Below are 21,955 nucleotides of genomic sequence, written 5' to 3' on the forward strand. Positions count from 1 at the left end.
GACAGGGCCGGAGAAAATTATTTTTCTGCCGGCACCACACGAGTCCACCAAGGGCCCAATTGCTCTGTACGCACGGGCAGGCTCAGCGCCAAAGCGGCCAGCGCCTTGTCGCTATCGTGCAGTGGGAAGCTGCCGCTGATGCGCAGCCCGGCCAGGCTCGGATCGAGGCTCAGATAGCCACTGCGGTATTCGCCGAGCTGATCGATCAGACGCTGCAAGGGCAGGTTGTCCGCCACCAGCATGCCGCGACTCCAGGCGTCGGCACCGATGGGTGCTGGGTGGCTGTCGCTGAGGTGCTGGCGGTCCATGAGCACCTGTTCGCCGCTGTGGATGATGCGTTCCTGCGAGCCGGCCAGCGGCCTGGCAGCGACCGCTGACTGCAGCACGATCAGTTCGGTCGCAGCACCTTCGCGCCGGACCAGGAAGCGCGTCCCCAAGGCACGCAGTCGTCCCTGCTCCGTTTCGACGATGAAGGGGCGGGTATCGCCCTTGGCGGTCTGAACCAGAATTTCGCCGCTGCGCAGGTGCAGGCGTCGTTCGTTGTCGTCGAATTCGATATCCAGCGCACTGCGGCTGTTGAGACGCACCTGGCTGCGGTCGGCGAGCAGCAGGTCGCGTTGTTCTCCGCTGGCGGTATGGTAGTCGGCGAGGTAGTCGCCAAGCGGGCGCTGCTGAGCCAGCAGCACCAGCGTTATGCCCGTGGCCAGAAGCAGACCCAGTGCGCTACCGCCAAGGCGGCGCAGGCTGCGGCGACGGCTGACGCTGCTCTGCAACAGGGCGCGTCGCGCCATCGGCGTGCTGGCGGCAGAAAGCTGCTGGTCGATACCGCCGAGGCGTCGCCAGACCAGGTCATGCTCCGGGTGCGCGGCCAGCCAGTGGGCGAAGTCGTGACGTTGCTGCTCGCTGGCTTCGCCTGAGTCCAGGCACAGCTGCCAGGCGATGGCCTCATCGAGCACGCGAGCCGAGACCTGGCTCATTGCGGCGCTCCGTACAGCGCGATGTAGCACTGGCGCAGGCCCTGGGCGAGGTATTGACGCACGCGTGACGGGGACACGCCAAGACGCTCGGCGATCTCGGCATGACCGAGGCCATCCAGACGGTTATAGAGGAACGCTGCGCGTGCCTTGCTCGACAGCTGGCCGAGCAGGCGATCGATCTCGGCCAGTTGCTCCAGGGCCAGGGCCTGTTCTTCCGGGCTGGGTTGCACGGCTTCAGGAGCCAGCGCGAGTTCTTCCAGATAGGCACGCTCCAGCGCATGGCGGCGAAACTGGTCGACCAACAGCCCCTTGGCGATGGTGGTGAGCAGGGCTCTGGGCTCGCGCGGGCTGTGCAGGTCGGCGCGACCGAGCAGGCGGACGAAGGTGTCCTGGCTCAGGTCTTCGGCGCGCTGCGCGCAGTTCAGGCTTTTGCGCAGCCAGCCGAACAGCCAGTCACGGTGATCGCGATAAAGCACACCGACCAGCTGCTGATTGCTGGAATCCTGAACCGACACGCGCACCTCGCGAGATCTAAGTTAAGGTGATAATGATTCGCATATGATTGCAGAGGTCGTGTCAGGGTGCAATCACGCTTTGGCGTGGCATGACCGGTGGCGCGAAGGGCAGGGGAAGGACGGCAAGGAAATCGCGGATGCAGGCGCGAGCTCGGCCCGTAAAGGGCGCGGGTTCGCGAGCAGAGCCGCTCCTACGGGGAAGTGTGACGATGATGCCTAGGTGCGTTCCTGGCGGCTACGTGCCAGGGCGTGATTGACTTCCAGCCAACCCTGCACGGCCTCTTCGCCCATCTCGCCGAACACGCGCTGTAGCAGGCGTGCTTGTTCGCGCCGCAGGGCCTGTTCCAGCTTGGCGCCTTCGGTGGTGAAGCCGAGCACACGCTTGCGCTTGTCGTCCGCGGCAGCCTCGCTCTGCACCAGATTCATCTCGATCAGCTGGCGCAACGGCATGTTCAGCGCCTGCTTGCTCACGCCCAGGTAACCCAGCAGCTCGGTCATGTTCAGGCCCGGGTACTTGGCGATGAAGAACAGAATGCGGTGATGCACGCGTGACAGGCCGCGCTTGGCGAGCATCTCGTCGGGCTTGGCAGTGAAGGCCTGGTAGCCGAAGAAGAAGGCTTCCATGGCGGCCTGCTGAGCGGCGGAATTCTTGATGACCTGCGCCCCATGACGGCCGGCCTGCTTGCCCTCGGCGGGCGACGTCAAAAACTTCTCGGAGAAATTTTTTAGGTCAGTCATATTGACGTATCTCTGGTCGGCGGCGTAGTTTCGGTCAAGCAGTTTGACTTAATTCCAATGACTTTTGCACCCCAGGACACCCCATGGCCTTCTCCGAACGCATCGCCCGCCTGAAAAGCTCCCTGATCCGTGAAATTCTTGCCGCGGCGCAGCGTCCGGAAGTGATGTCCTTTGCCGGTGGCCTGCCGGCCGAGCCGATGCTGCCGAAGGTGGACTGGGCCAAGATGCCGGCGAGCATGGGCCAGTACGGCATGAGCGAGGGCGAGCCGGCGTTGCGCGAGGCTATCGCTGCCGAAGCGCGCGCCCTGGGTGTGCCCTGCGATGCCAGCCAGGTGCTGATCGTCAGCGGCTCGCAGCAGACCTTGGACTTGGCGTCCAAGCTGTTCATCGATCCGGGCACCGAAGTGCTGCTCGAAGCGCCGACTTACCTGGCTGCCCTGCAGGCCTTTCAACTGTTCGGCGCCGACTGCATCAGCGTACCGCAAGAGGCCGACGGCCCTGAGCTGGCGGCTCTGCGTCAGCGTCTGGAGGATCACAAGCCGGCTTTCGCCTACCTGATCCCGACGTTCCAGAATCCGTCCGGCACCCGTTACAGCGAAGCCAAGCGTGAAGCCGTGGCGGCCCTGCTCGACGAGTTCGGCGTTACCCTGATCGAGGACGAGCCGTACCGCGAGCTGGTGTTCGATGCCGGTAGCGCCACCCCCATCGTCAGCCGCCTGCAGAAGGCCAGCTGGATCTACACCGGTACCGTTTCCAAGACGCTGCTGCCGGGCCTGCGTGTCGGCTACCTGATCGCCACCAAGGACCTGTACCCGCATCTGCTGCGCCTGAAACAGTCGGCTGACCTGCACACCAACCGCATCGGTCAGTGGCAGGCGCTGCAGTGGTTGGGCAACGAGCAGTACCGCGGCCACCTGGCCGAGCTGCGTGACTTCTACCGCATTCGCCGCGACGCCATGCAGACGGCGCTGCTGGAGCACTTCGGCGATCTGGCCGAGTGGGAAATCCCTCAGGGTGGCCTGTTCTTCTGGCTGACCCTGAAGCAGCCGCTCGACACCCGCACGCTGCTCGACGCGGCGCTGGCGCAGAACGTCGCCTTCATGCCGGGCGAGCCGTTCTTCATCGATCCGGACGCCAACCCAGGCCACCTGCGACTGAATTTCAGCCATGTGGCGCCGGAGCGTCTGGGTGAGGGGCTGCGCCGGTTGGCGGCGGTGATCCGAGAGGCGCAGAACCGGTGATTAATTCTTACCCCTGCAGGAGCGGCTGGGCGGCCTTGTGCTTCAGCCGCGATTTTCGCGGATAAATCCGCTCCAGAAGCAGGGGCCATTGGCGGCGAGCGTGCCGCGAAGTTGGAGAGGGAGGGCAACGCGATGTTCAAGGTCTACGGCGATTACCGCTCGGGTAACTGCTACAAGGTCAAGCTGATGCTGCATCTGCTGGGCAAGGAGTACCAGTGGATTGCCATCGATATCCTCAAGGGCGAGACACAGAGCGAAGCCTTCCTCGCCAAGAACCCCAACGGCAAGATCCCGGTGCTGGAGCTGGAAGACGGCACCTGTCTGTGGGAGTCCAACGCCATCCTCAACTTCCTCGCCGATGGCAGTGAGTTCCTGCCGACCGAGCCGCGCTTGCGCACCCAGGTGCTGCAGTGGCAGTTCTTCGAGCAGTACAGCCATGAGCCCTACGTTGCGGTTGCGCGTTTCATCCAGCTCTATCAGGGCATGCCCGAGGAACGCCGCGAGGAGCACGCGCGCTGCCTGAAGCTCGGCTACAAGGCCCTGAAGGTGATGGAGAAGCAGCTCGAACGCACGCCCTATCTGGTCGGCGAGCATTACTCCATCGCCGATATCGCTCTGTATGCCTACACACACGTGGCTCACGAGGGCGGCTTCAGCCTCGAAGCCTTTCCGGCGGTTCGCGCCTGGCTCGATAGGGTCGCCAGTCATCCACGCCACGTGACCATGCTCGGCTGATCACGGCTCGGCGATGGCCTGCGTCCGAGAGGCGCAGCGCTGCCGCCATATCAAGGGGCTCAATCCGGTCTCGCGGCGAAAGGTGCGGGTGAAATGCGACTGGTCGCAGAAGCCGTGGGCGTGGGCGATCTGCGTCAATGGCTGGTCGGTGGCCAGCATCATCTCCCTGGCTGCTTCGATGCGTTTGCGTGCCACGTAGGCCAGTGGTGTGATGCCGAAGGTCTGTTTGAATACATGGGAAAAATGGCTGCTGCTCAGTTTGAGTTGGGCGGCCAGATCGCAGGTACGAATGGCAGCGGCCAGGTTGTCGCTGATGTACTGATCCAGGCGTCGCGTCTGCCAGCGTGTCAGACCGTTTGTGCAATGACGAATGCCACACTGCTTGCTGGCGTTGACTTGGCGTAGCAGCGTCATGGCCTGCTCGACATGCACGTAGGCGCTTTGCGTGTCCTCCAGCAGCTGCGTTTCAGCCTCCGCGAGCAAGGCAGCGATACGGTCCAGCAGCTGCGGGTCTGGCCTGGCCTGGTGCAAGCAGGGCGTAATTGCCTGAAGTTCGCCGAACGAGCCCATTGCCAGCCTCCTTATCTCATTGGTTGTAAAGCATGCGCGGCGCAGTCGGCGGCGCACAGCTCACAAGGAGGGGAAGGGTGACAACACTAAAGTGGGGTGCCGATCTCCAGCACGCCGCGCTGCACGGCGATGGCCACTGCATGGGTGCGATTGTTGGCGCGGAGTTTGTCCATGATCAGGCGCATATGGCCTTTGACCGTGTCTTCGGTGATACGCAGTTGCAGCGCAATATCGCGATTCGAGTAACCCAGAGCTGCTGCCTGCAGAACCTCCACTTCACGTCGGCTGAGGCACTGCTGGCCAATGTGCTGAGCCAGATCGGCGGCGATCTCGGGCGGAATATGGCGTTTACCAGCGGCCAGACTGCGAATGGTCTCCACCAGCTCCTTGCGCAGTGTGCTTTTCAGCAGATAGGCCTGCGCGCCAGCCTGGATAGCATGCAGCGCACGTACATCACCGCGGTAGGTAGTGAGGATGGCGATGCGCGCATCCGGGCATTCGCCGCGAATCGCCAGGATGCTGTCGATGCCGTTCATATGGGGCATCTGCAGGTCCATCAGGGTGACGTCGGGCCGTAGCTGACGAAAACATTCCAGTGCTTCGCGACCATCGCTGGCCTCGCCGACCAGATCGATATCCGCCTGCCCGGCGAGTACGGCAGCGATGCCCTCGCGCAGCAGAGGGTGGTCATCGGCGACCAGCACACGGATGGGGTTGGCAGCGGTCATGACTGCGAGCTCCTGATCAATCGTTTCCAGTTTAGCCAGCGCCGAGCGCGAGGGGGCGACTGGCGATAGGCCAATGGTCCGGCGAGGGTCAGCCTTACATGGCAGCCGTGGCCGGGGGCGCTGTCGATATTAAGTGTGCCGCCAATCTTGGCGGCGCGTTCATACATGCCTTTCAGACCCCAGTGATCGACCGGCTCTGCGCCCAGCAGGTACTCGGCCAGAAGGCCGCGGCCATCGTCGCTAACGTGCAGTGAAAACTGCCGGGGATGGTAATCCAGCTGTACGCGCACATGACGAGCCCTGGCATGACGAAAGGCATTGCTGACCGCCTCGCGGGCGAGTTGGCTGAGCTCGTCATGTACCACCGGGTGGAGGGAGCAGGGTGTGCCTGCGATCTCGACCCGATACTCGGTATCGGCATGTTCGTGCAATTGATCGAGCTCGCGCAGCGTTTGCGGCAAGTCGTTCGACGCCTCCTGTGCGTGGCGCAGGTTGCGCACCCGCTCACGACCTTCGGCGATCACCTGATCGGCACGATCCAGGGCATTCTCCAGTTTGCCTCGCGCCGGTTGATCGCCTGGCAGACTGTCTGCAGCGGCCTGCACGTGGAGCATCAGCCCCTGCACCCCTTGCAGCAAGGTGTCGTGTAGCTCGCGGGCGATGCGCTCACGCTCGTCGTGGCGTTCTTCCAGGCGTGTGCGCAGACGTTCGGCTGCGCGCTGCATGTTATTGCGATAGAGCAGATGCAGGATCAGCAGCATGACCAGCGCCACGCTCAGGATGAACAGCGGATGGCGGTAGAACACCTGGTCGATGCTGAAGCTGAGTTCGGCATCCTGCTCGCTGGCCACGCCATTCTGATTGAGCGCGCGTACGCGAAAGCGATAGTCGCCGGCGGGCAGGCCGGTATAGGTCGCCTCACGCTGACGTCCGGCGGAGTGCCATTCGCTGTCGAAACCATCGAGACGATAGAGAAAATGCAGGCCCTCCGGTGCGGACAGGCTCAGGGCACCGTAGTGGATGACCAGGCGTTTGCTGTCTGCGGGCAGGGTTGCTGGCGTTTGCAAGGAGATGGTCGCACCGTCAGCCAGTAACGAGTCGATACGCACCTTGGGCGGCTTGTAACTATGAATCTCCCGATCCGGACTCAAGCCGGCCACGCCGTTGCGGGTGACGAACCACAGGCGACCATCACTACCGCGCACCGCTGTTGGCAGAGCGAGCACCTGGTGCGGGTCGTTGGCGAGCCCGCCTTGCAGATCGTAGGTACGGTAATGGATATGGTGCTTGGGATTGTTCAGCGCCTTTTCGATTTCTGCGGCCGGTAACTGAAAGACGCCACCTTTGCCGTGCAGCCAGAGATCTTCGCCCCGAGGACCGGTAACCGGGATGATCGCGTAGAGATTGTCGAACAGCCCACTCTCACTCAGCGGCAGGTGCTGGAAACGCTTGCCATCGAAGCGCGCCAGGCCGCGTTGGCCACCGAACCAGCTGTGCTCCTGCGAATGGGCCATCGCCGTCACGTGGCCAATATCCAGCCCATCAGCGCTACCCCAATGGCGTTCGCCCTGGTCGTCATGGCTGACGATCAGGTTGTTGCGATAGCCGAACCAGCGCCTGCCATCAGGGGCGAGGGCAGAGCTCACCGGCATCAGTTGCGCTGGATCGTCGCTAGGGGCGGGAAGCTGTTGCCAGTCGCCATCGCGCAGCACGTAGAGGCCCTGTCGGTTGAGCGACAGCCAGAGCGCGCCCTGATCGTCGATCAGCAATGTGCGCACCGAGGAGTCCAGATCACGCTCGACCGGCAGGACGGAGACTTTTTCTACCTGTTCACCAGTGCTGCGCCAGATTCCCTCGGAGCCGGCCAGCCATACCGAGCCGCCAGGGTCTTTGCTGATCGCGCTGATCGGTGTACGCAGCGGCAGCTTGTGCAAACCCTGTGCATCCAGGCGCATGAGCGGCAGGTTGCTGCTGGCCGCCCAGAGATTGCCGGCGTCATCGGCTGCAATTGCCAGGTTATTCGCCTGGGGCGGAAAACCTGCAGGGCGCAGAGGGCGTTCGCGCAGTCGATCAAGCCCGTTCTGCGTGCCGATCCACAGACTACCTTCGCTGTCTTCCAGCAGCGGCCAGGCGAAGTTGGAGCTAAGACCATCACGTGACGAAAGCCGCTCGATATCATCGAAGCTGCCGTTGCCATGCTCGTTGGGTTTGGCCACGTGCAGCAGACCGCCGCCAGCGGTGCTCAGCCAGAGGCAACCATGCCGGTCAAACAGCATGGCGTTGGCTCCTTCTCCAAGGGCTATATGGGTCGCCTGCAGTTGCGGCTGATCGATCTTTACCCGCAGCAGACTCTCGCGGTCGCGCTCGATCAACCACAATGCACCGTCGGCGGCTTGTGCGATCTGCCGAGTACGTTGGCTGCGTACGCCGGTGTCGTGCAGCTTCTGGGCGCCAGGGAGCAGCACGTAAAGTCGCTGTTCATCGGCCACCCAGAGACGGTCACTGCTGTCGACGAAGACGCTGTAGGCATTTTCGCCGAAAAAACCGTCTGCGATACCCAGTTGCTGCCAGCGTTTGCCATCGAAACGCATCAGGCCGTCGTTGGCTGCAGCCCAGATGCTGCCGTCTGCCGTCTGCGCCAGGGCGTAGATCACGCCGCGGGCCAGATCGAAGCTGCTGGGGTGTTCCTCCACCGATGCGATCAGGTGAACGCCACCGTTGCGCAGGCCGACCCAAAGCCCGGCGTCGCTGGCCAGCAGGCTGGACACGATGCCCAGTTCATGACCAGCGGGCGTGCGATATCGGGTGAAATCGAAGCCGTCGAAGCGATACAGAGAGTCGTGAGTGCCCAGCCACAGGTAGCCGTCCCGGGCTTCGGCCAAAGCGCCGATCTGGCTGGGGCTGTCGTCGTTGAGCGTCCAGCGCCGATGTTCCAGTTGCTGCTCCAGAGCACTTCTGTCGGCCAGCGCGGCAGCGCTGAAAAGCACCAGGCACAACAGGCTTGCCAGGACGCCGAGGCGAGCTTGTGGGGTGTTTGATTTAAAAACGTCCAACTTGGTTCTGAACCCATTCGATGCTGTAGTCGGCAATTCTTTCCCAACCGGGTTCGGCGATCAGCCAGTGGCTGTAGCCGGGGAACTGCTTGAAGCTGGTGATGGCTGACGAGCCTCGGTGGCGACGATAAAGGGCGGCCACTACGTTGGCGCGAACGATGTGGGAACTGCCTGCAGCCAGCAGCAGCAGAGGTGCACGTTCGCCGTTGGTGAAATCGACGGTGCTACCGATGCCCAGCGCAGCCTCGACGAACACCCGGCCAGGCGCCGGAACGATGTGGCGCGCATAGGCGGCGCTTTGCTCTGCAGGTGTCAGCGTTTGCGCCATATTGCGCGCGAAATACTGCGGTGTCATGTACAGAAGGTCACGCCAACCCACCCAGGGCAACAACCATGGCCAGGTGCTATACAAGCCCAGCAAACCGGCGCGCGGTGGTAGTGGGTCGATGGCGATGCCGGCCTGACCCAGGCCGCGGTCGAGCAGCAACTGCACCAGCAGACCACCGAGGTCATGGCCAATCAGTAGCGGCGGCTGCTCCAGGCTGCGTACCAGTGTTTCGTAGTGGGCGAGGAGGGCGCTGATGCCGGGTTGGCGACCACCTTTGGCAACCGGCCAAGGCGGCGCCGTGCAGCAATAACCGCAGGCGCTGAAGCGTCTCTGAAATGGCTCCCAGATCGCTGGTGTGAGCCAGGTGCCGTGAATGAACAGGGCGTGACGAGGCATGTTGCACTCAACCTGTCACGCCCTGGTTCGGGCAGCTGCCGTCCTCAGGGGGTGGCATGGAGCACATCCTTGGCTGGCATCAGAAAATGCTCGATATGCACGGGCACGTCCGGGCTCTGGAAATGCCTGGCAGCAGCCTCGATGCGTTGCTCGGCGCGCGTTACCCGACCGTGATGACGCAGGTGTTCGAGCCAGGACTCATCGAAGAAGAACTCCTGCCAGTGCCGTGGATTCTCGCTGTTCTGTACCAGCCCCCAGGAGAACGCACCGTTGCGTCTGCGCATGCGGGCGACCTCGGCCATCGCCTGGCGGAAGTCGGCCGCATGCTCCGGAGCGATGTCGTACTGCAGGGTGACCATCACCGGGCCGCGTTCCAGATCGGCTTCGTCAGCCAGGATCGGCGCTGGCCAATGCAGCGATGGGGCGAGATCTTCGCTTTCGGTTACCGGCAGTGGGAAGTGCAGCGTCAGCAGCAAGCCCAGCGCCAGGCAACCAGCCGCGGCCAACAGCGCGACGGAAATCGACGCCTGGCTGGCGACATAACCCCAGAGTGCACCACCAGCGGCCATGCTGCCGAAGAACACCAGGATATACACCGACAGCGCCCGGGCTCTCACCCAATCCGGCACCGAGGTCTGCGCGCTGACTTGCAGGCTCGACAGTACGGCGATCCACGCCGCGCCGCTGAGCAGCATCACCGGTAGCAGCACGGCGAAGTCACGCACCCATGCCAGGGCCAGCAGCACCAGTGCGTAAAGGACGCTGGCAATGGCCACCAGTTTGTTGACGCTGATGCGCTCACGCAGTTTGGGCAGCAGCATGGCGCCAAGTACTGCGCCGATACCAACGCTACCCAGAAGCAGGCCAAAGTCGCTGGCGCTGCCCTGCAGCTCGCCGCGCACGATCAACGGCAGCAACGACATGCCGGCGCTGGCGCCGACGAAGAACGCCGCCGCGCGCACCAGCACCGCCTGCAGCGGTTTTGATGCGCGGCTATAGCGCCAGCCGGCGCGCATGGCACCCAGCAGGCGCTCGGCCGGGAAGGCCGCAACCTGGCGCTCGCGCTTCCAGGTCAGCAGCACCGCCATCACTGCGAAGAACGACAGGGCATTGAGGGCGAAGGTCGCCCAGGGACCGCTCAAGCTGACCAGTACCCCGGCGATTGCCGGGCCGAGTGCGCGGGCGACATTGATGCCGAGGCTCGACAGGGCGATGGCCGAGGGCAGGTCGCGCTTGCTTACCAGCTCCGGCGTCAGCGCCGACCAGGCCGGCATCATCAAGGCGGTACCGACGCCCATGGCCAGGGTCATACCCAGCAGCAGCCAGACCGTGGTCAGCCCGAGCAGGGTAAGCACGGCCAGCAGCGTCGCCACCGCCGCCATCCACAGCTGCACGCCGAGCAGATAGCGGCGCTTGTCGACGATATCGGCCATGGCCCCGGCCGGCAGCGCCAAAAGGAACATCGGCGCGGAGCCGGCGACCTGTACCAGTGCCACGTGCATGGGGTTGGCCGACAGGCTGGTCATCAGCCAGCCGGCGCCGACTTCATGCATCCAGGTGCCGATGTTCGAGGCGATGCTGGCTAGCCACAGCCAGCGGAAGGTGACGTGGTTGAGTGCGCCCCAAGGAGATGGTTTTGCGGTGGGCATGATCAGAACAGGCCTTGTAATGGGTATTCGAGGGTGATGTAGAGCCGGTCGATGTCGGGCAAATTCTGGGAGTTGTTGCCGCGGTGGCTGACATGGGCCAGGCTCATCCGCAGGCCTTTAGCCGAGCCGTGCTGTACCGTGTAACGCAGATCGATGTCACGTTCCCAGTGGCGGCCACCTGAAGCTGTTCTGTTCGATGCGTAGGCACCATCGGCAGGAGCGCGTGAACTGTCGATGCCGTGCCCGCGGATGTAGCGTGCCATTAGGTTCAGCCCGGTAATGCCGAATGCAGCGAAGTCCAGATCGTAACGGGCCTGCCAGGAGCGTTCCTGGGCGCCATTGAAGTCGGCGTACTTGACCGAGTTCGCCAGGTAGATCGAGTCACCACCGACAAAGTCAAAGGGCGTGTCGCCATTGACTCGCTGATAGGCGACGGTGAACTTCTGCGCGCCAAGTTGATAGCGCGTCAGCAGGCTGTAGGCCAGGGTATCAATGGCGCCTGCACGGGCCGCACCCTGGTCGTGGGTACGGTACAGATTGGTGTCCAAGGTCCAGTGACCGCGCTGGACTTTCAGATTCAGATATCCCTGGCGCCAGGTGTCCTCCAACTGCGCTGCATAGAGTGCTGCGCTGATGTCCTGGCTATCGAGCAGGCGAACACCGGCAAGCGTCATGGCGGCCCCCTGAGTCGAGGCACCTACGCCGCTGAAGTCGTCATGGGAAGAGCTGCCGTTCTGGTTCTTGAATCGTGTGAAACGCCCTGCCTGGAGCAACAGGCTGGGTGACAGCGTGCTGTCGAGCATCACTCCAGTGGCGTATTCCGGTTGCAGGCGCTTGTCGCCGGTATCGAATACCGGTGTCTCGACCGTCATTTCGCCATAGCGCAGCAGGTGGTTGCCAGCGCGTAGTTTGAGGGCACCGCCGGCGGAGGCGTAGCCATGGCTGCGCCCCCGGGAGTCGACCGGCAACAAGCCGGTGCCGGCACGGCCGCGGCCACCGTCGAGCTTGATGCCGACGAAGCCATGCACATCGATGCCCAGCCCGACCGAACCTTCCGTGAAGCCAGAACGGAGGTTGCCGATGAAGCCTTGTGCCCATTCCTGCTGATAGCTGGGCCCTCCAGTGCCAGAATTATCGCGCAGGTCGTTGTTCAGGAAGTAGTTGCGCAGCAGCAAGTCCCATCTACCGTGCTCGTCGGCGACGTTTGCAATGGCCTGGCCGCCGCTGCCCACCAGGATTGCTCCCAGCAGCCAGCTCGTGGGAGCTGACCGCGGGCTGGCCAGGTTCAGAAGGCGAAGCACGAACATCCGAAGGCACCCCAAAAGCCCTGGTGGTCGCTCACCGGTATGCTGCTGCGACGTGCGCGGTCATGCTGGTGGGCATGCACCGCGCAGGCACCGATGCACTGGTGGATGCTGGCAGCCATGGGCGCCGCTGTCGGCTTCCAGTGCCCTGGCACCATGGCCACCGGCGACCAGTCCGGCAGTACCGGCAGCGTCGGCGGGGCGAGCTTGTCGAACTCGCCGGTACCATGTACGACCTTGCCGCCGACGACGGTGAGTACCGATTCCAACCACTTGATCTGCTCTTCCTCGATGCTGAAGAAGTCCGCGCTCAAGGCCACCAAGTCAGCCAACTGGCCCACCTTGATCTGGCCCTTCTTGCCCTGTTCGCTGGAGAACCAGGCGCTGCCGTGGGTGAACAGCTGCAGCGCGGTGGCGCGTGACAAGCCCTGTGGGTTGAGTGTGGTGCCACCGACCGTCTTACCGCTGACCAACCAGTACAGCGCGGTCCAGGGGTTGTAGCTGGCCACGCGGGTGGCGTCGGTGCCGCCGCCGACTGGTACGCCTTCGGCCAGCATGCGCTGAATCGGCGGGGTAGCTTCTGCGGCTTTGGCGCCGTAGCGGTCGATGAAGTACTCACCCTGGAAGGCCATGCGGTGCTGGATGGCGATGCCGCCGCCGAGCGCGCGTACGCGCTCGATATTGCGTGGGCTGATGGTCTCGGCGTGGTCGAACAGCCAGGGCAGGCCGTTGAACGGCATGTCGCGGTCGACGTTCTCGAACACGTCGAGCATGCGCGAGATGGACTCGTCATAGGTGGCGTGCAGGCGGAATGGCCAGCGCTGCTCGACCAGATGACGCACCACTGGCTCAAGGTCGGCCTCCATGCTCGGTGCGAGGTCCGGGCGCGGCTGGACAAAGTCCTCGAAGTCGGCGGCGGAGAACACCAGCATTTCGCCCGCGCCGTTATGGCGGAGGAAATCATCGCCCTGGTGCAGCTTGACGCTGCTGGTCCAGTTCTTGAAATCGGTCAGCTCTTCCTTGGGCTTCTGGGTGAACAGGTTGTAGGCGATGCGCACGGTGAGCTGATCCTTGTCGGCCAGCTCCTGGATCACCTGGTAGTCGTCCGGGTAGTTCTGATAGCCGCCACCGGCGTCGATGGCGCTGGTTACGCCCAGGCGGTTGAGCTCGCGCATGAACTGGCGGGTGGAGTTGACCTGATACTCCAGCGGCAGCTTCGGCCCCTTGGCCAGGGTGGCATAGAGGATCAGCGCATTGGGCCGGGCGATCAGCATGCCGGTGGGCTCGCCGCTGGCATCACGCTGGATCTCGCCGCCGGGCGGGTTCGGCGTGTTCTTGTCGTAGCCCACGGCGCGCAATGCCGCGCGGTTGAGCAGGGCGCGGTCGTAGAGGTGGAGGACGAACACCGGGGTGTCGGGCGCTGCCTTGTTCAGCTCATCCAGGGTCGGCAGACGTTTCTCGGCGAACTGGAACTCGGTCCAGCCACCGACCACGCGCACCCACTGCGGCGTCGGCGTGCGGTCGGCCTGGTCCTTGAGCATGCGCAGGGCGTCGGCCAGCGACGGCACGCCTTCCCAGCGCAGCTCGAGGTTGTAGTTGAGGCCGCCACGAATCAGGTGCAGGTGCGAGTCGTTGAGGCCGGGAATGACGGTGCGTTTCTGCAGGTCGATGACGCGGGTTGCATCGCCGCGCAGGGCCATGGCCTCGGCATCGCTGCCGACGGCGACGAAGCGCCCGTCCTTGATGGCCACGGCGCTGGCCTGGGGTTTTTCGCGGTCGACCGTGTGCAGGCGACCGTTGTAGAGAATGAGATCGGCGCTCATGTTGCCTCCTGATGAACTGACGGAAGAGTCGCTGGCCATGGCCGCGAAGGGCAGGGCTGACCACAATGCCCCTGCCGCGCCAAGGACGCTGCTGGTAGCGAGAAAGTGGCGGCGTTTCGGGTCGGAGGGGTCCTGGCTCATGATCGATCCTCGTCTACGGTTGGGTTCAGCCAGGCGTCGAACAGCCGCGTGGCCATGGGCATGAACAGGTACACCACGAGCAGGACGATGCTCAGGGTGATCACGACGTTGCTCGGCAGGTAACCGCCGAGCCAGGGAATGCGCTGGAACAGCGGTTGCCAGAGCAACGGCACCAGCAGGCTCAGCGGCAGGATCACCAGGAAGGTGACGCAGGCCTGTTTCCAGCGGGGCGGTGGCGCTTGCGCGCTTTCCGGCATGAACCAGAATTCCTTGTTCTCGGCGATTTCCAGCTGATCGCCGGCGCGCAGCAGTGGCTCGACTTCGGCTATCAACTGACGTCGTTGTTCCGATTCGATCCAGTTCTGCAACTGTTGCAGACTGGCGAAGCGCAGCACGCAGGTGAATTGCGCCACGCAGGGCTGACGGCTGCGTACCACGTCCACGCCGAGGTGGCCGGGGCATTGGCTGGCGGTGGCGATGATGCGCCGCAACCAGGCCTCGTAATGTGGCACGTGGCTGGGGCGAACCTGATGGCGCACCACCAGGGTGACGGTTTCCGCTTGCGTCTCGCTCATGCTGGAGACTCTGCTCGAGGCCTTGGTCTTGTCGATCCAGCGGCGCGCACCAATGCGCGCCACTGGTCGAGTCGGGGGCGTTTCCGCCGTCATTGGCTCAGATGGGCGCCGCGACCGGGGCCAGGGTCGGGCCGTGCTCGACACGCTCAGGCGCCTTGTGGACCATGGTGTAGGCGTAGTCGACGCCCATGCCGTAGGCACCGGAGTGCTCCTTGACCAGGGCCATGACGGCGTCGTAGGTGTCGCGGTTCTTCCAGTCGCGTTGCCATTCCAGCAGCACCTGTTGCCAGGTCACCGGCACCACGCCGGCCTGGATCATGCGCTGCATGGAGTAGTCGTGGGCGGCCTGCGAGGTGCCGCCGGAGGCGTCGGCGACCATGTAGATCTCGTAGCCGGCGTCGTGCATGGCGGAGAGGGCGAAGGTGGTGTTGCACACCTCGGTCCACAGGCCGGAGACGATGACCTTGTTGCGGCCGTTCTTCTTCAGCGCGTCGCGAACCTTCTGGTCATCCCAGGAGTTCATCGAGGTGCGCTCCAGCAGCGGCGCGTCGGGGAATACGGCGAGCAGTTCGGGATAGGTGTGGCCGGAGAAGCTCTCGGTCTCGACCGTGGTGATGATGGTCGGCACGTTGAAGATCTTGGCCGCCTTGGCCAGGCCCACGGTGTTGTTCTTCAGGGTTTGCCGATCGATGCTCTGCACGCCGAAGGCCATTTGCGGCTGTTGGTCGATGAAGATCAACTGGCTGTTGTGCGGGGTCAGGACTTCGGTTTTTGGATTGCTCATAGCGGTTACCTGTTGGTGGGGCGGTGGACGATGCACGCATCCCGTCGGCCGTTGCCGTCGAGAAGGCGAAAGGACTATTGCAGAGCGGCCGCCACCTGGATTGGATGTAACTGCGATTCTGGTATTGGGCTGTGGCGCTCAGGCCAGGTGTTCGCGTAACGCCGCACCAGCCTGCTGCATGGCAGTGCGCACCGCAGGCACCTCGGCGATCACGTTGAGCAGGCCATAGTCATGGATCATGCCGTTGTAGCGCACCGCGCTGACCGCGATTCCGGCCGCGCCCAGGCGGCGGGCGTAGGCTTCGCCTTCGTCGCGCAGCACGTCCATCTCGGCGGTCTGCACCAGTGCTGGCGGCAGGCCTTTGAGTTGTTCCAGGCTGGCGCGCAGTGGCGAGGCGTGGATCTCGTTACGCTGCTTCGGGTCGGTCGTGTAGTTGTCCCAGAACCATTCCATCATGCCGCGGGTGAGGAAGTGGCCTTCGGCGAACTGGTTGTAGGAGGCGTTGTTGAAGCTGGCGTCGGTCACCGGCCACAGCAGCAGCTGAAAACGCAGCTTCGGCGTACCGGCCTCTTTCGCCTTGATGGCGACCACCGCCGCCATATTGCCGCCGACACTGTTGCCGGCCACTGCCAGGTGCGAGGCATCGACACCTATCTGGCTGCCATTGGCGGCCACCCATTGGGTCGCAGCAAAGGCCTGGTTGATCGCAGTCGGGTATTTCGCTTCGGGCGAGGGGGTGTAGTCGACGTAGATCGCCGCGGCGCCGGAATGCACCACCAGGTCGCGGATCAGCCGTGCGTGGGTGGGATAGTCGCCCAGCACCCAGCCGCCACCGTGGAAGAACATGAAGCCCGGCAGGTTGCCCTGGCTGCCCGCCGGACGCACCACCACCAGCTTGAGCGTCTGGCCGGCAGCCTCGATGCTGTGTTCACGGGTTTCCACGGCCGAAAGATCGACCTCGACCGAGGCTTGCGCGCCCACCAGCACGGCGCGAGCTTCCGCAGGCGATAGCCGTTCCAGGGGCGTGCCACCACCGGCGGCCAGGGCTTCGAGAAAGGATTGTGTGTTGCATTCGACGCCGGGACTGCCGGCGCCCAGGTTGGGGGAAGGCTGCATGGCGATTCACCTCATGATGGCTGAAGGAGCTGTAGCGCTACTGCGTCGGGCATCTTCTGCCCTTGCGGTCGATCCGGCTTGTACCGGCCTGCCGTTTTGGCATCAGGCTGCTGCCGGGCTGCTAGAGTGAGAGCGGAGTCGCTGGCGTCCGCACGAGGTGGGCATGACAGGGGAAAGTCGCAAGCTGGGCCTGGGGGCGCTGACCGCACTGGTGGTGGGCTCGATGGTCGGCGGCGGGATCTTCTCGCTGCCGCAGAACATCGCCGCGCGGGCCGATGTCGGCGCGGTGCTGATCGGCTGGGGCATCACCGCGGTGGGCATGTTGGCGCTGGCCTTCGTGTTCCAGAACCTGGCCAACCGCAAGCCGCAGCTCGATGGCGGGGTGTACGTCTACGCCAAGGCGGGCCTCGGCGATTACATGGGTTTTTCCTCGGCCTGGGGCTACTGGATCAGCGCCTGGCTGGGCAATGTCGGCTACTTCGTCCTGCTGTTCTCCACCCTCGGTTATTTCTTCCCGGCCTTCGGCCAAGGCAACACGCCGCTGGCCATCGCCTGCGCCTCGGGGTTGCTGTGGTGCGTGCACGCCCTGGTGCTGCGCGGCATCAAGGAAGCGGCGCTGATCAACCTGATCACCACCGTGGCCAAGCTGGTGCCGATCCTGCTGTTCATCGTCATTGTCGGCCTGGCCTTCGACCGCGACGTCTTCACCCGTGATATCTGGGGCCGCAGCAACCCGCAGTTCGGCGGCGTGCTGGAGCAGGTGCGCAACATGATGCTGGTCACCGTGTTCGTGTTCATAGGCATCGAAGGGGCGAGCGTGTACTCGTCGCGTGCCGAGCGCCGCCGCGATGTGGGCAAGGCCACGGTGATCGGTTTTCTCGGTGTGCTGGCGCTGCTGATGCTGGTCAACCTGCTGTCGCTGGGGGTGATGACCCAGCCCGAGCTGGCGGCGCTGCAGAACCCGTCCATGGCCGGAGTGCTGGAGCATGTGGTAGGGCGTTGGGGGGCGGTGCTGATCAGCATCGGCCTGGCGGTGTCGCTGCTTGGTGCGCTGCTGTCCTGGGCGCTGCTGTGCGCAGAAATCCTCTTCGTCTCCGCCAAGGACGGCACCATGCCGGTCTTCCTGCGCAAGGAGAACGCCAACCAGGTGCCGGTCAACGCGCTGTGGCTGACCAACGGCATGATCCAGCTGTTTCTGCTGATCACCCTGTTTTCCCAGGGCACCTATCTGTCGCTGATCTACCTGGCCTCGTCGATGATTCTGGTGCCCTACCTGTGGTCGGCGGTCTATGCGCTGTTGCTGGCGCTGCGCGGTGAAACCTACGAAGGCCAGGCCGGGCTGCGCCGCAAGGATCTAGCCGTCGGCCTGCTGGCGGTGGGCTACGCGATCTGGCTGCTGTATGCCGGCGGGGTCAAGTACCTGCTGCTATCGGCGCTGCTCTACGCGCCGGGCGCGCTGCTGTTTCGCCAGGCCAAGCGCGAGCAGGGGCAGGTGCTGTTCACCCGCTACGAATGGCCGATCTTCGCCGCCGTGTTGCTGACCGCCGTGCTGGCCGGCTATGGCCTGTATGCCGGGCATCTGAGCTTGTAGCGCTGGACAAAGCGGCCAGCGCGCGGATAATCCGCCCCATCGCCCTCTGACTCTGGCTTCGCCACTCCATGCGCAAAACCCTGCGTACCGCCCTGATCTGGATGCTGATGCTGGCCCTGCCGGCACAGGCCATGGCCGCGCTCGGCATGCAGTTGTGCGAGCAGGTGCATCGCAGTGGAGTTCTGCAGATCAGCGCCAGTCAGCATGGCGAGCAAGGTATGCACCACGACATGGCGGCCGACAGCGCACATGGTGTGCATCAGGACGCCGCCCCGGTGGCCAGCAGCGAGGCTCCCGCCGATGGCAGCCTCTGCACCCTGTGCGCCTTCTGCGTCGGTGTCGCCGCGCCCAGCCAGCCATTTCTGAATGACTCTGCCCTGCAAACCGTCGAGCCGGCTACAGCCTGGCCCGACCGCCTTATCGTCGGCGTGGCCGACACGCCCGAACGCCCCCCGCGTCTTTCTCTCGCCTGAGCCCCTTAGGTAGCGCCGTCCTGCGGCGCCTGTAGCTCACGCGGCCGCCTGGCCGCCGTACGCGAGAACACATCATGACTTTGCAATTCCCTGCCGGATGGCTGCTGGGCATCGCTACCCTGGCGCTGCCCGGCATGCTGATGGCGGCCCAGCCCGACCCGCTGGACGCCAACGCCGCCGTGCCGGCGCAGGATTACCGTTCCCCTCTGCAAGACTACCGCGCCCAGGCCGACGAGCCGTTGCAGGATTGGCGCGCGGCCAACGATCTGGTCGGCCGTATCGGCGGCTGGCGCACCTACAGCATGGAAGGCTGGGAGCAGCCGGCCGAGCAGGGCGCCGAGCCCGTCGAGGGAGGTGGCCATGACCACCATTAAACCCGCCGTACTGCTCTGCGCCGCGTTGCTGCTGGCCGGCTGCGCCGGCTTCAGCCAGGACGGCGGCTTCGACCCGGTGCAGCAAAGCGCCGAGCGCCAGCTGGACAAGCAACTGCTGTGGGCTCGCGACGAAGCCGGGCGCAGCCAAATCGAGGTGCGGGTCGCCGAGCTGCTGGCCGAACCCCTGAGCCTGGACGCCGCGGTGCAGCTGGCGCTGCTCAACAATCGCGGCCTGCAGGCGTCTTTCGACGAGTTGGGCATCGGCGAGGCCGAGCGCGTGCAGGCCGGGCGCCTGCCCAACCCCGGCTTCTCCTACGGGCGTCTGGAAAAGGGCAGCGAGGTCGAATACGAGCGCGGCCTGCACCTGAATCTGGCGCGGCTGATCGCCCTGCCGCTGACCTCGCGCCTGGAAGGCCGGCGCTTCGAGCAGCTGCAGCGGCAGACCAGCCTGGCGGTGTTCGAGCTCGCCAGCGAGACGCGCAAGGCCTGGTACCAGGCGGTTGCCGCCGAGGAGAGCCTGGTCTACGCGCGGCAGGTGCTGGACGCCGCCGAAGCCGGCGCCGAGCTGGCCCGGCGCATGGCCGCAGTGGGCAACTTCAGCAAGCTGCAGCAGGCCGAGCAGCAGAACTTCTACGCCGAGGCCGGCATCGGTCTGTTGCAGGCCGAACAGGCGCGGGTGCGCAGCCGCGAACAGCTGACCCGTCTGCTCGGCCTGTGGGGCGAGCAGCTCGACTACCGCCTGCCCGAACGCCTGCCGGCGTTGCCGAAAACCGCGGACGAGTTGCCGGACGTAGAGCGCCTGGCCATGAACCAGCGCCAGGACATCCAGGCCGTGCGCCTGGATGCCGAGCGCCTGGCGCAGAACCTCGGCCTGACCCGCACCACGCGTTTCATCAACTTGCTGGAGCTGGGTGTGGTCAACAACCGCTCCAACGAGGAGCCGACCCAGCGCGGCTACGAGATCAGCGTCGAGCTGCCGCTGTTCGACTGGAGCGGCGCCAAGGTGGCGCGGGCCGAGGCGCAGTATCGTCAGGCGCTCAACCGCGCCGCCGAGACGGCGATCAACGCGCGTTCGCAGGTGCGCGAGGCCTACCACGCCTACCGCAACGCCTTCGAGCTGGCGCAGCACTACCGCACCGAGGTGCTGCCGCTGCGTCAGCGCATCGCCGAGGAAAACCTGCTGCGCTACAACGGCATGTTCATCAGCACCTTCGACCTGCTTGCCGATGCGCGCCGCCAGGTGCAGGCGGTGGATGGCTACCTGCAGGCGCAGCGCGCCTTCTGGCTGGCGCGCGCTGACCTCGACATGGCCCTGTTGGGCGCCCCCAATCCCTCGCTCGGCGCGGCGCCTGCCGCAGCTGCCGAGCCGGCCGCCGCCGGCCATTGAACAAGGAATTTCCCAGATGGTTTCACGACGCGATTTCTTTCTCGGGGCCGGCGCCATCGGCGCTGCGGTGGCCACTTCGGCGGTCAGCCGGGTGGCCATGGCGGCCCTGCCCGAACCGGTGCTGCAGGCCAGCGCCGACACCCAGCCGCCGCTGCAGCCGAACAGCGGGCGACCCTACAACCCGGTGGTGACGCTTAACGGCTGGACCCTGCCGTGGCGCATGAACAATGGCGTCAAGGAGTTCCACCTGGTCGCCGAGCCGGTGGTGCGCGAGCTGGCGCCCGGCTACAAGGCCCACCTGTGGGGCTACAACGGCCAGTCGCCGGGACCGACCATCGAGGTGGTGGAGGGCGACCGGGTGCGCATCTTCGTCACCAACAAGCTGCCCGAGCACACCAGCATCCACTGGCACGGCCAGCGCCTGCCCAACGGCATGGACGGCGTGGCGGGCCTGACCCAGCAGGCGATCCCAGTGGGTAAGACCTTCGTCTACGAGTTCGTCGCCCGCCGCCCCGGCACCTTCATGTACCACCCACACGCCGACGAGATGGTGCAGATGGCCATGGGCATGATGGGGTTCTGGGTCACTCACCCCAGAGAGCATCACCCATTGATCGCCGAGGTGGACCGCGACTACTGCTTCCTGCTCAGCGCCTACGACATCGAGCCGGGCGCCTACACGCCGAAGATCATGCAGATGCTCGACTTCAACCTGTGGACCTTCAACAGCCGCGTGTTCCCTGGCATCGACCCGCTGGTGGCGTGCCAGGGCGAGCGCGTGCGCCTGCGCGTCGGCAACCTGACCATGACCAACCACCCGATCCACCTGCACGGCCACGAATTCGAGGTCACCGGCACCGACGGCGGGCCGACCCCGCTCGGCTCGCGCTGGCCGGAGGTGACCGCCGACGTGGCGGTGGGGCAGATGCGCCAGCTCGAGTTCATCGCCGACGAGGAGGGCGACTGGGCCCTGCACTGCCACAAGAGTCACCACACCATGAACGCCATGGGCCACGACGTGCCGACCCTGGTCGGCGTCGATCACCGCGACATGACCCGCAAGATCGCCAAGCTGGTGCCGGACTACATGGTGATGGGCGAGCGCGGCATGGCCGACATGGCGGAGATGCAGATGCCGCTGCCGGACAACACCGTGCCGATGATGACCGGCGACGGCCCCTTCGGCTCGGTGGAGATGGGCGGCATGTTCACCATGCTCAAGGTGCGCAAGGAGCAGGCCGCCGGCGACTACCGCGACCCGGGCTGGTTCAAGCATCCGGCCGGCACGGTGGCCTATGAGTGGAAGGGCGCATTGGCCAACCCGAGCCGCTCGCACGACGGCGGTGGTCAGTCGATGCCGCTCAAGCAGCCGCTCGAGGCGCCGGTGGAAGTGCAGGTACGCAAGCCTGGTGGTCATGCCGGGCATTGACGGGGCGGGCTGCCACGCGGCTCGGTCC

20 protein-coding genes are annotated in these 21,955 nt (G+C 64.8%); 7 read left to right on the forward strand and 13 right to left on the reverse strand.

Features of this window, described 5'->3' with window-relative positions; genetic code table 11:
* Window positions 1-17: 17 nt before the first annotated feature.
* The 3 genes from BM186_RS08610 to BM186_RS08620 all read right to left on the reverse strand — a co-directional run bounded on the left by BM186_RS08610 (window position 18) and on the right by BM186_RS08620 (window position 2,230).
* Window positions 18-977, reverse strand: coding sequence for a FecR family protein (locus tag BM186_RS08610; RefSeq protein ID WP_074914651.1), 960 nt, complete (start codon window positions 975-977; stop codon window positions 18-20).
* Window positions 974-1,498: an RNA polymerase sigma factor gene (locus BM186_RS08615; protein ID WP_394327885.1), complete on the reverse strand. Its 525-nt coding sequence runs from the start codon at window positions 1,496-1,498 to the stop codon at window positions 974-976. Before BM186_RS08615 ends, BM186_RS08610 begins: the two co-directional genes overlap by 4 nt.
* Window positions 1,499-1,708: 210 nt before the next feature.
* Window positions 1,709-2,230 carry a MarR family winged helix-turn-helix transcriptional regulator gene (locus BM186_RS08620; RefSeq protein ID WP_074914654.1) on the reverse strand — a complete coding sequence of 174 codons (522 nt, stop codon included), beginning with the start codon at window positions 2,228-2,230 and terminating at the stop codon, window positions 1,709-1,711.
* An 83-nt stretch (window positions 2,231-2,313) separates the two neighbouring features.
* Between BM186_RS08620 and BM186_RS08625 the strand changes: the two genes are divergently transcribed.
* A complete protein-coding gene (locus tag BM186_RS08625) occupies window positions 2,314-3,471 on the forward strand; it encodes an aminotransferase-like domain-containing protein (protein WP_074914656.1) in 1,158 nt (385 codons plus the stop codon).
* Window positions 3,472-3,603: 132 nt separating this feature from the next.
* Window positions 3,604-4,206 (forward strand): glutathione S-transferase family protein, encoded by a 603-nt coding sequence (locus tag BM186_RS08630; RefSeq protein WP_074914658.1) that lies wholly within the window; start codon window positions 3,604-3,606, stop codon window positions 4,204-4,206.
* On the opposite strand, the gene BM186_RS08635 is transcribed toward BM186_RS08630, so the two are convergent.
* The 10 genes from BM186_RS08635 to BM186_RS08680 form a co-directional block, all read right to left on the reverse strand.
* Window positions 4,207-4,776 (reverse strand): AraC family transcriptional regulator, encoded by a 570-nt coding sequence (locus tag BM186_RS08635; RefSeq protein WP_072424772.1) that lies wholly within the window; start codon window positions 4,774-4,776, stop codon window positions 4,207-4,209.
* Between the two features lie 86 nt (window positions 4,777-4,862).
* Entirely contained in the window at window positions 4,863-5,504 is a 642-nt protein-coding gene (locus BM186_RS08640; protein ID WP_074914661.1) for a response regulator, read from the reverse strand.
* On the reverse strand, window positions 5,501-8,491 hold the full coding sequence (locus tag BM186_RS08645; RefSeq protein ID WP_241519849.1) for a sensor histidine kinase: 2,991 nt from the start codon (window positions 8,489-8,491) through the stop codon (window positions 5,501-5,503). The genes BM186_RS08640 and BM186_RS08645 overlap by 4 nt, the downstream gene beginning before the upstream one ends.
* 52 nt (window positions 8,492-8,543) lie before the next feature.
* Window positions 8,544-9,281, reverse strand: a complete 738-nt coding sequence (locus BM186_RS08650) for an alpha/beta fold hydrolase (RefSeq protein WP_072424775.1) — start codon at window positions 9,279-9,281, stop codon at window positions 8,544-8,546.
* Window positions 9,282-9,325: 44 nt separating this feature from the next.
* On the reverse strand, window positions 9,326-10,930 hold the full coding sequence (locus tag BM186_RS08655; protein ID WP_074914665.1) for an MFS transporter: 1,605 nt from the start codon (window positions 10,928-10,930) through the stop codon (window positions 9,326-9,328).
* 2 nt (window positions 10,931-10,932) lie between these two features.
* Entirely contained in the window at window positions 10,933-12,237 is a 1,305-nt protein-coding gene (locus BM186_RS08660) for an OprD family porin (protein WP_083431580.1), read from the reverse strand.
* Window positions 12,216-14,198 (reverse strand): amidohydrolase, encoded by a 1,983-nt coding sequence (locus tag BM186_RS08665; RefSeq protein WP_074914667.1) that lies wholly within the window; start codon window positions 14,196-14,198, stop codon window positions 12,216-12,218. Before BM186_RS08665 ends, BM186_RS08660 begins: the two co-directional genes overlap by 22 nt.
* Window positions 14,195-14,773 carry an antibiotic biosynthesis monooxygenase gene (locus BM186_RS08670; RefSeq protein WP_074914743.1) on the reverse strand — a complete coding sequence of 193 codons (579 nt, stop codon included), beginning with the start codon at window positions 14,771-14,773 and terminating at the stop codon, window positions 14,195-14,197. The genes BM186_RS08665 and BM186_RS08670 overlap by 4 nt, the downstream gene beginning before the upstream one ends.
* A 97-nt stretch (window positions 14,774-14,870) precedes the next feature.
* Entirely contained in the window at window positions 14,871-15,557 is a 687-nt protein-coding gene (locus tag BM186_RS08675) for a hydrolase (RefSeq protein ID WP_021489897.1), read from the reverse strand.
* 138 nt (window positions 15,558-15,695) lie between these two features.
* A complete protein-coding gene (locus BM186_RS08680) occupies window positions 15,696-16,673 on the reverse strand; it encodes an alpha/beta hydrolase (protein WP_074914670.1) in 978 nt (325 codons plus the stop codon).
* Window positions 16,674-16,836: 163 nt separating this feature from the next.
* Between BM186_RS08680 and arcD the strand changes: the two genes are divergently transcribed.
* From arcD to BM186_RS08705, 5 genes are all read left to right on the forward strand, one after another.
* Complete coding sequence (gene arcD, locus BM186_RS08685) at window positions 16,837-18,264, forward strand: arginine-ornithine antiporter (RefSeq protein WP_074914672.1); 1,428 nt, start codon at window positions 16,837-16,839, stop codon at window positions 18,262-18,264.
* Window positions 18,265-18,332: 68 nt separating this feature from the next.
* A complete protein-coding gene (locus BM186_RS08690) occupies window positions 18,333-18,737 on the forward strand; it encodes a hypothetical protein (RefSeq protein ID WP_074914675.1) in 405 nt (134 codons plus the stop codon).
* Window positions 18,738-18,811: 74 nt separating this feature from the next.
* Window positions 18,812-19,111 (forward strand): hypothetical protein, encoded by a 300-nt coding sequence (locus tag BM186_RS08695; protein ID WP_074914678.1) that lies wholly within the window; start codon window positions 18,812-18,814, stop codon window positions 19,109-19,111.
* Window positions 19,098-20,498 carry a TolC family protein gene (locus tag BM186_RS08700; protein ID WP_074914681.1) on the forward strand — a complete coding sequence of 467 codons (1,401 nt, stop codon included), beginning with the start codon at window positions 19,098-19,100 and terminating at the stop codon, window positions 20,496-20,498. The genes BM186_RS08695 and BM186_RS08700 overlap by 14 nt, the downstream gene beginning before the upstream one ends.
* 16 nt (window positions 20,499-20,514) lie before the next feature.
* Window positions 20,515-21,927 carry a multicopper oxidase family protein gene (locus BM186_RS08705; RefSeq protein ID WP_074914684.1) on the forward strand — a complete coding sequence of 471 codons (1,413 nt, stop codon included), beginning with the start codon at window positions 20,515-20,517 and terminating at the stop codon, window positions 21,925-21,927.
* Window positions 21,928-21,955 lie beyond the last annotated feature (28 nt).

It is taken from the genome of Ectopseudomonas toyotomiensis, from assembly GCF_900115695.1.
GTDB lineage: Bacteria > Pseudomonadota > Gammaproteobacteria > Pseudomonadales > Pseudomonadaceae > Aquipseudomonas > Aquipseudomonas toyotomiensis.

Bases quoted from the DNA above. Each gene is read 5' to 3' on its own strand.
- BM186_RS08625 (WP_074914656.1), top strand. From the start codon at position 2,314: ATGGCCTTCTCCGAACGCATCGCCCGCCTGAAAAGCTCCCTGATCCGT.
- BM186_RS08695 (WP_074914678.1), top strand. From the start codon at position 18,812: ATGACTTTGCAATTCCCTGCCGGATGGCTGCTGGGCATCGCTACCCTG.
- BM186_RS08620 (WP_074914654.1), bottom strand. From the start codon at position 2,230: ATGACTGACCTAAAAAATTTCTCCGAGAAGTTTTTGACGTCGCCCGCC.
- BM186_RS08630 (WP_074914658.1), top strand. From the start codon at position 3,604: ATGTTCAAGGTCTACGGCGATTACCGCTCGGGTAACTGCTACAAGGTC.
- BM186_RS08660 (WP_083431580.1), bottom strand. From the start codon at position 12,237: ATGTTCGTGCTTCGCCTTCTGAACCTGGCCAGCCCGCGGTCAGCTCCC.
- BM186_RS08650 (WP_072424775.1), bottom strand. From the start codon at position 9,281: ATGCCTCGTCACGCCCTGTTCATTCACGGCACCTGGCTCACACCAGCG.
- arcD (WP_074914672.1), top strand. From the start codon at position 16,837: ATGACAGGGGAAAGTCGCAAGCTGGGCCTGGGGGCGCTGACCGCACTG.
- BM186_RS08610 (WP_074914651.1), bottom strand. From the start codon at position 977: ATGAGCCAGGTCTCGGCTCGCGTGCTCGATGAGGCCATCGCCTGGCAG.
- BM186_RS08700 (WP_074914681.1), top strand. From the start codon at position 19,098: ATGACCACCATTAAACCCGCCGTACTGCTCTGCGCCGCGTTGCTGCTG.
- BM186_RS08655 (WP_074914665.1), bottom strand. From the start codon at position 10,930: ATGCCCACCGCAAAACCATCTCCTTGGGGCGCACTCAACCACGTCACC.
- BM186_RS08675 (WP_021489897.1), bottom strand. From the start codon at position 15,557: ATGAGCAATCCAAAAACCGAAGTCCTGACCCCGCACAACAGCCAGTTG.
- BM186_RS08640 (WP_074914661.1), bottom strand. From the start codon at position 5,504: ATGACCGCTGCCAACCCCATCCGTGTGCTGGTCGCCGATGACCACCCT.
- BM186_RS08680 (WP_074914670.1), bottom strand. From the start codon at position 16,673: ATGCAGCCTTCCCCCAACCTGGGCGCCGGCAGTCCCGGCGTCGAATGC.
- BM186_RS08665 (WP_074914667.1), bottom strand. From the start codon at position 14,198: ATGAGCCAGGACCCCTCCGACCCGAAACGCCGCCACTTTCTCGCTACC.
- BM186_RS08670 (WP_074914743.1), bottom strand. From the start codon at position 14,773: ATGAGCGAGACGCAAGCGGAAACCGTCACCCTGGTGGTGCGCCATCAG.
- BM186_RS08690 (WP_074914675.1), top strand. From the start codon at position 18,333: ATGCGCAAAACCCTGCGTACCGCCCTGATCTGGATGCTGATGCTGGCC.
- BM186_RS08635 (WP_072424772.1), bottom strand. From the start codon at position 4,776: ATGGGCTCGTTCGGCGAACTTCAGGCAATTACGCCCTGCTTGCACCAG.
- BM186_RS08705 (WP_074914684.1), top strand. From the start codon at position 20,515: ATGGTTTCACGACGCGATTTCTTTCTCGGGGCCGGCGCCATCGGCGCT.